Origin of the sequence: Carboxylicivirga agarovorans, from assembly GCF_050589845.1 — a bacterium.
Lineage (GTDB): Bacteria > Bacteroidota > Bacteroidia > Bacteroidales > Marinilabiliaceae > Carboxylicivirga > Carboxylicivirga agarovorans.
The window spans coordinates 1-3850 of sequence record NZ_JBNGPA010000072.1 but is presented as its reverse complement, the minus strand read 5'-3'; the positions used below and the strand labels follow the sequence as shown (position 1 = coordinate 3850).

Sequence of the window (3850 nt, the reverse complement as noted above, 5' to 3'; positions counted from 1 at the left end):
TCAGGATTATCCGAACAAGAATCTTATCCTAAATTAATTATCACATCATCTGGTATGCAGCCGCCTAATCATCTAAAAGTTAGGATGATATTTTCCCTTTCATCCGTATATTATTCTTGAGTTTCACCGCTAAAAAATAATATATGGATATTAAAAAACTAAAGAAAACGCATCCAGAGCTTTTAGAATATATGAAAGCTAATGGGTTTGGTAGCGTCACCATTGGTGGCGTTAAGGTCATGTTCAGACGATTGTTTGATCATGAAGGAGAATACACGTCTTACAATGATTTTTACAAGAAATTTATTTCCAAAGAAGGTATTGAAGGAAGCACTAAAAGACTTGGTTATTATCGCACCTCTGTGCGTACTATTCAAGGATTTGATGAATTCGATCATTTTCCCAACCGGCTCAAATTCGCTCCAGTTCAATACCGAGAGTGCAGTTATGATCACTTGAATCCTATATTCAAAGGCATTGTAGATCATTATAAACAAGTTGCTCTAAAGGAATGCAAAAGTGAAAAGTCAATAAGAGTAGAATCGAATGCAGCTTCCACCTTTTTGTATCATATGCAACGAAATGGGGCGAATGATCCATTTGGTGTCACAGAATCGATGATACTATCCTTCTTCTATGATGGATGCAAACAGCTGCGAGGTTGCTCGTATAAGACTAAAATCAAAACGGTATTAAAAGCAACTATAAAGACCGATTACTATGCTGAATGCACACGTATTATTGAAGACATGCCTTGTTTAAAAAACGGCAGAAAGAATTTTACTACCCTTGTCAATGATGAGATTCGAATTATTAAGGAGAATTTACAAGAGGGAGCACGAAATGATTTGTCTTTGCGCGATAAAGCTGTTGTGTCAATGGCTTTATATACTGCATTAAGAGGAACCGACATAGCTCAAATGCAGATTAACAATATTGATTTAGAAAGGGACCTAATCATACTTACCCAATCTAAAACGCAACAGCCTATTGTTTTACCACTTAGAGCTGTCGTTGGTAACCCCTTGATAAATTACCTCTTAAATGAACGTCCGAGGAACTTAGATATAAAAAGTATTTTCACAAATGTCCACGATCCGGAAAATCCAATGGACTCAAGTACTATAGGTGGTATCATCAGGCGTTTTTTTGAAAAAATAGGAATCAGGGGCGATGATAAAGAAAATGGTATCCGGCTGTTCCGACGATACCTGGCATCTAAGGTCCTCGAAAATGGTGTTCAGCCCAAGATTATCAGTGATATTCTAGGACACCAATCACCGGAATCTTTAAATCCATATATCTATACTGACATCAAACATCTCCGTGAATGTGGATTAAGCATTGAAAAGTATCCCGTAGGAAAGGAGGTGTTCCAGGTATGAAAACTATTGAAGAACTGGCTAATACCTATTTAGAATACCATAGATCCAAAGGTAAGAAATTAGGGCATCAGAGTTTCCTTCCATTAACAACGTTTACAAGCTACTGTGTGAATAAAAGAAAGACACTGTATATATCGCAAAAGTTGGTTGATGAATGGTGTATTAAACGTCAGGGAGAGACTGAACTCTCACACAACACACGAGCCGGTTGTATTCGACAGTTCCTCAGGTACACTAACAGTTTCGGCTATACGTCATTAATACTACCGACACTTATCCAAATCTCCAGGCCAAAGAAGGTTATATCAGAAACGGAACTTCCTTTGGCTAAAACGTTCATATCTGAGATGATGGATAAATACATCTTTTACCTGAAAGCATCGAATCATTTGTCAAGGTTTACACATAAGACTCTGATACGCTTTAACAAATACTGCGCATCTATAGGACCAGACGAAAATTCACTCAATAATAATATTGTCAATGGATGGTGCAGTAAAAGACCTGAAGAACAATGTAAATCACGGAATTTACGGGTAAGTCCGGTGTGCAAGTTCTTAAAATATACCAACAAACATGGATGGACAAATGTGTTAATTCCAGACAGCTTGCCTAACGAAAGATCCACATATACTCCTCATGGATTTAATCAGAATGAATTAAATGTATTTTTTCATTCCACCGCCACAATAAAACTTGTTGGGTGGCAAAACGAGTTGAAATATAAACTTAGGAAAATACAGGTTCCTGTATACTTCAGGTTACTTTACAGTACCGGTATGCGCACAAACGAGGCTCGTATGCTCAGGTGCAAAGATGTTGATCTCACAAATGGCATAATCAACATTGCCCATTCTAAAGGTCTTGATCAACACAGAGTAGCATTGCATCCAACCATGTGGAATTTGTTAAAGCAATATAATAAAGCAATGGAACGACTTATGCCTAATAGGAAAATATTTTTTCCAAACAAGGATGACTACTACCACGGGGTTGCATGGCATTCAAATAACTTTAGAAATATCTGGAGAACCATATCCTATGAACCTGCACGGGCTTACGACCTCCGCAGTCTTTACGCTGTATCCAACATCAATAGTTGGGAATATGACGGTACGGAGTGGTTTGATAAGCTACTCTTCCTCAGCCACTCGATGGGACACCGTAAAATTGAAAGCACCTGCTATTACTATCAACTTGTTCCTTTGTTCTTTAAGCAGTTGGAAGAACTGACAGGACAAGCTCTTTATGACATGTTACCAGATCTTACAAACTTTTTTGATTATGAAAAAACTGACTGAATCTCTCGTTATTGCAAAAGCAGTACGAGAGTGGGAGAATGTATATCTTCCTGAGGTGAGGGCTTTAAGTATTCATACCCTACGCTCATATCATGAAGCCATTACTCTATACGCGATCTTCCTTAAAGATACCAAGTCAAGCAATTTTGGTAACCTCTCAGGCGATTGTTTTTCGATCACTAATATTCAGGAATGGATGCTATGGCTAAAGAATGAAAGAAGTTGCTCCAACTCCACTTGTAATCAACGCTTGGCTGGCTTGAAGAACTTTCTTAATTTTTTGAGCAAAAAGGACATTCGTTTTGTACAGTTGGGAATGGAGGCACGGGAAGTTAAGCAAATGCGATATATAAAACCAGCGCAGCTGGAAGTGACACAAGAGGCCGTTAAGACTCTTTTACATGTCATTGACCTCAAAACCAAAATCGGAAAACGTGATTTTACACTATTCTACTTGATTTACAGCATTGGAGCTCGTATTGACGAAGTGCTATCATTAAAAATGTCTGATATCCATTTAAATGAGCCGATCGGTAAGAACTATATAGCAGTCTTGGGGAAGGGAGCCAAAAGAAGATCACCACCAATACTAAAAGAAGTAGCAAAAGTCCTAAAAGGCTATATTGAGATGTTCCATGGCAAAAAAACTAATCCTGTTGACCTGTTATTCTTCGTTCGTTATGACGGAAGGAAAAAGAAACTCACACAGGAAGCTGTAAACAAACGTCTAAAAATATATGCGAAGAAAGCACATTGTATTAATCCAGAGGTGCCAGAGAATCTACACTGCCACCAGCTAAGACATGCACGGGCCAGTCATTGGCTTGAGCAACATCTTAATATCGTTGCTATCCAAAGACTTATGGGGCATACTGACATAAACACAACGATGCGCTATATTTTTGTATCTACGGAACAAAAGAATCAGGCTTTGGCAACGCTTGAAGATGATTTCGTGAAGGATATCGGTAAAAAGTGGAAAAATATCCGAAAGAAGCAGGACTTGCTACAATATCTTGGACTCAGAGAATAAGTACCTGATGATTAATAAAGACAGTCCACTTTGTTGAAGAAATATTATTCCAACTTTCATAATATTAACACGCTGTAAACTAAAATATTTGTTCTGGAAGTTGGGATAATGTTTTAGTTAGGATAATCCTG

At 37.9% G+C, this 3850-nt stretch carries 3 protein-coding genes; all 3 read left to right on the top strand.

Annotation, left to right across the window (positions count from 1 at the left end; translation table 11 throughout):
* Positions 1 to 143: 143 nt before the first annotated feature.
* The 3 genes from ACRD69_RS25205 to ACRD69_RS25195 are packed head-to-tail and all read left to right on the top strand — an operon-like array spanning position 144 to position 3719.
* Complete coding sequence (locus tag ACRD69_RS25205; protein WP_430817907.1) at positions 144 to 1385, top strand: tyrosine-type recombinase/integrase; 1242 nt, start codon at positions 144 to 146, stop codon at positions 1383 to 1385.
* Complete coding sequence (locus tag ACRD69_RS25200; protein ID WP_430817906.1) at positions 1382 to 2686, top strand: tyrosine-type recombinase/integrase; 1305 nt, start codon at positions 1382 to 1384, stop codon at positions 2684 to 2686. Before ACRD69_RS25205 ends, ACRD69_RS25200 begins: the two co-directional genes overlap by 4 nt.
* A complete protein-coding gene (locus ACRD69_RS25195; protein ID WP_430817905.1) occupies positions 2670 to 3719 on the top strand; it encodes a tyrosine-type recombinase/integrase in 1050 nt (349 codons plus the stop codon). The genes ACRD69_RS25200 and ACRD69_RS25195 overlap by 17 nt, the downstream gene beginning before the upstream one ends.
* Positions 3720 to 3850: the final 131 nt, after the last annotated feature.

Excerpts from the sequence above, each read along its gene's own strand:
- ACRD69_RS25200 (WP_430817906.1), top strand. The coding sequence starts at position 1,382 with ATGAAAACTATTGAAGAACTGGCTAATACCTATTTAGAATACCATAGA.
- ACRD69_RS25205 (WP_430817907.1), top strand. The coding sequence starts at position 144 with ATGGATATTAAAAAACTAAAGAAAACGCATCCAGAGCTTTTAGAATAT.
- ACRD69_RS25195 (WP_430817905.1), top strand. The coding sequence starts at position 2,670 with ATGAAAAAACTGACTGAATCTCTCGTTATTGCAAAAGCAGTACGAGAG.